The organism is Xenorhabdus stockiae, assembly GCF_002632825.1.
Lineage (GTDB): Bacteria > Pseudomonadota > Gammaproteobacteria > Enterobacterales > Enterobacteriaceae > Xenorhabdus > Xenorhabdus stockiae.
Window position 1 is genome coordinate 1 of record NZ_NJAJ01000098.1, and the last position, 2,620, is coordinate 2,620.

5 protein-coding genes are annotated in these 2,620 nt (G+C 37.8%); 2 read left to right on the plus strand and 3 right to left on the minus strand.

Going from position 1 to position 2,620, the window contains the following annotated elements; all coding sequences use genetic code 11:
* Window positions 1–170: 170 nt before the first annotated feature.
* Window positions 171–371, plus strand: a complete 201-nt coding sequence (locus tag Xsto_RS21285; RefSeq protein WP_141554555.1) for a hypothetical protein — start codon at window positions 171–173, stop codon at window positions 369–371.
* Window positions 372–479: 108 nt separating this feature from the next.
* Here Xsto_RS21285 and Xsto_RS20370 read toward each other — a convergent pair whose 3' ends face one another.
* From Xsto_RS20370 to Xsto_RS20380, 3 genes are all read right to left on the minus strand, one after another.
* Window positions 480–734: a hypothetical protein gene (locus Xsto_RS20370; protein WP_099126271.1), complete on the minus strand. Its 255-nt coding sequence runs from the start codon at window positions 732–734 to the stop codon at window positions 480–482.
* A gap of 1 nt (window position 735) precedes the next feature.
* The gene (locus tag Xsto_RS20375) at window positions 736–1,068 is read right to left on the minus strand and encodes a transcriptional antitermination N peptide (RefSeq protein ID WP_244590479.1); all 333 of its coding nucleotides are present in this window, start codon (window positions 1,066–1,068) and stop codon (window positions 736–738) included.
* Window positions 1,069–1,392: 324 nt separating this feature from the next.
* A complete protein-coding gene (locus Xsto_RS20380) occupies window positions 1,393–2,118 on the minus strand; it encodes a LexA family transcriptional regulator (protein ID WP_099126274.1) in 726 nt (241 codons plus the stop codon).
* A gap of 118 nt (window positions 2,119–2,236) precedes the next feature.
* Here Xsto_RS20380 and Xsto_RS20385 point away from each other — a divergent pair, with 118 nt between their 5' ends.
* Window positions 2,237–2,440, plus strand: a complete 204-nt coding sequence (locus Xsto_RS20385; protein WP_099126272.1) for a transcriptional regulator — start codon at window positions 2,237–2,239, stop codon at window positions 2,438–2,440.
* Window positions 2,441–2,620: the final 180 nt, after the last annotated feature.

Here is a 2,620-nt window from a genome sequence, read left to right on the forward strand (position 1 = left end):
CTTTATTCCCACCGAAGCCCATACCATCGTAACGACGAACAATTGCAGACATTGCATTAGCCGCAAAATAATCTCTTAATGTTATTTCATCGGGTTTTTTATCGTTCATTACATTTTCCTATATTCAGGTAATAAAAAGCCCCGCATTTGCGAGGCTGGTGATTTAATGATTGAATCCCATTATATTAAGGTATAAAAATATTAATGCTGTCAATATTGGCGGAATTAATAACCCTGCTGCTATTATTGAAAATAATATTTTGACGAGTGTTTTTTTAACTACCTTAAATGCTAGAAAACCAAAAAGTAACCCTATAGGAATAGAAATATACCAAAATTGGTATAATATCCCCATATATATAGCTGCATAAAATACTATTGGATATGAAAAAGTCATAATCCCTCATGAACCCATTGTCGAATCCATGAATATATCAGAGTAACTCACCACAGCCCACTCGGAAATGAGCTGGAATTAGTCAACAAGCAATCCCTATTTCATCCTGCGTAAGGTCACACCTGCTTTTAATTTCAAATCTCTTTTCGAGAAAATCGAATTTCTCATCACCATCCCAATAATCTAAAATAAGCTTTTGGCAAAATAACCCGGTATCCATAGCATCCTGAGCTCTTGCGAAATACATATAGGAACCAGCTAATTCATTTGATACTCGCGAAACTTGGTTTGCCGTTCTGTACATAATGACGACTTGCTTTGATTTCATTATTTCCACACTAAACCCTCGCACTAACCCCGCCCGACTCCAATCGACGGCGGGACTTGGTTTTGGTTGAATAAAGTGCTACTTCTGGTAAGCAGCAGTTATCGAAACTAGGTACTGATTTGGTTCTTAGTGATAGAACTGGGCGATCTTTCTTCGGCTCTTTTTGTTCAGGCCATATATCATTCAGAATACTTTCTACAGCATTCCTTGATATTGCTTCTGCCTTCCGTCTGGCATGACGCCTGCTAATAGCATTACCCCGTAAAAATTCAGGCTTACATGACTTCTTCATGATGATAGTTGTCATAAATCCTCCAATCAGTTGGTTTTGGGGTGCAGTCATTCACCTTACCTTCACTACACGCCAAAACCGGCTGGTTGTGGGTTGGCACTTTGTCAGCGCCGCCAGAGATGTTAAAGAGCGAACTTCCTTTTACGTTTGGCTCCCTGCCTTGGATGACATTAATTAAACACCATGTTTATTTTCAAGTCAACTAAATGTTTATTTATTTGTGTAAGAAATATCTCATATATAGACTCGCTGTTGATTTATTGGATGTTTTTATAACAAGTGGTTTGTTTTGTGATTTAAATTGGAAGGACTTAAAAGAGAGGATGCAAAAAAACCCCGGAAAGGGGTTTATAGGAATGTTTTATGTCGAACTCATTAATAATGTAGAACTGAATGCCAAAACAGTTTGCCAATAATATTCACTTGACTTTCATCTGCAATCTCATCTTCATATTCATCACGGTTGTAACTTCTAATGAGTATCTTTCCTTGAGGACGTCTGTAGAGACACTTAAGGCGTTTTAAGCCATCTTGTTCAATTGCATAAATCTTTCCATCAATAATTTTCTTGTTGGCGATGTCTATTGCTACTGCTGTTCCATCTGGAATAATTGGCTCCATGCTATCTCCTTTAGCTGGGAAACAAAGAACTGTAGAGCCGTTTGTTGACGCACCTACTTTTCTCAGGGTTGCTTTAGAAAACCTTAACTTGAAGCCGTTATAATCCATATCAATACAGTTACCACTGCCACATGCAAATTCAATATCTTTTAAAAACGGAACTTCTACTTCATCGTTATCTAATGGAGTGCCGCTATCCCACGGTGCAATGGTTGTCCATTCACTTTCTGGTGGGATCTCTGATTTAACGTGATGTAGGCCCGTTGTGCTTATCAACTTAGGTTCTCCTACTCCATTAAGCAACCAATCCAATGAATAGCCAAGTTTCTCACACAAACTTTGGGCGGCTTCTTTGCTTATAGTATCTCTTCTTAGCCAATTATTTACAGTCTGAGAGCTAGCATTTAGTAATTGTGCTAATTCTTTTTGTTTTAAATTTTCTCGGTTCAGAATGATTTTGAGTCGATCTTTCAAAGTCATATTACCCTCCAAGCCTAAAAATATAAACATTATGTGTTTTTTTCAATCGCCTTTATGTTGCTTTATGATATTGCTTGAGTTAACATTGTGTTTATTAATTAAACATGGAGTTACTTTTATGGTTTTTTCACAAACGCCATTACAGATAGCTATTAATGCGGTTGGTGGTAAACAGAAGACTTTAGCTCAGTTAGTGGGATTGACACCGCAAGCAATCACCAACCTCAAAAAACGAGGGGGTAATTTACCGAAAACAAAAATGAACGAATTCCGTAAAGCTACAGGGCTTCCACTTGAAGTTTTATATCCAGATTTGGCGTAACTAGCTCCCGCTCTTTAACAATTGGCGTATGAGTACGCCATACGGAGTCGCCGACAAGGTGACAATGCCTATCTACAACATCATCTATCTCAGGATAGTTGATCTCTCTTTTTATTTTCTAAACAAAATCTAACTGTCATTTCACTTTAGGAATGTTACCGATGGGAATTACAGGCGGGA

Bases quoted from the DNA above. Each gene is read 5' to 3' on its own strand.
- Xsto_RS20380 (WP_099126274.1), bottom strand. From the start codon at position 2,118: ATGACTTTGAAAGATCGACTCAAAATCATTCTGAACCGAGAAAATTTA.
- Xsto_RS20385 (WP_099126272.1), top strand. From the start codon at position 2,237: ATGGTTTTTTCACAAACGCCATTACAGATAGCTATTAATGCGGTTGGT.
- Xsto_RS20375 (WP_244590479.1), bottom strand. From the start codon at position 1,068: ATGACTGCACCCCAAAACCAACTGATTGGAGGATTTATGACAACTATC.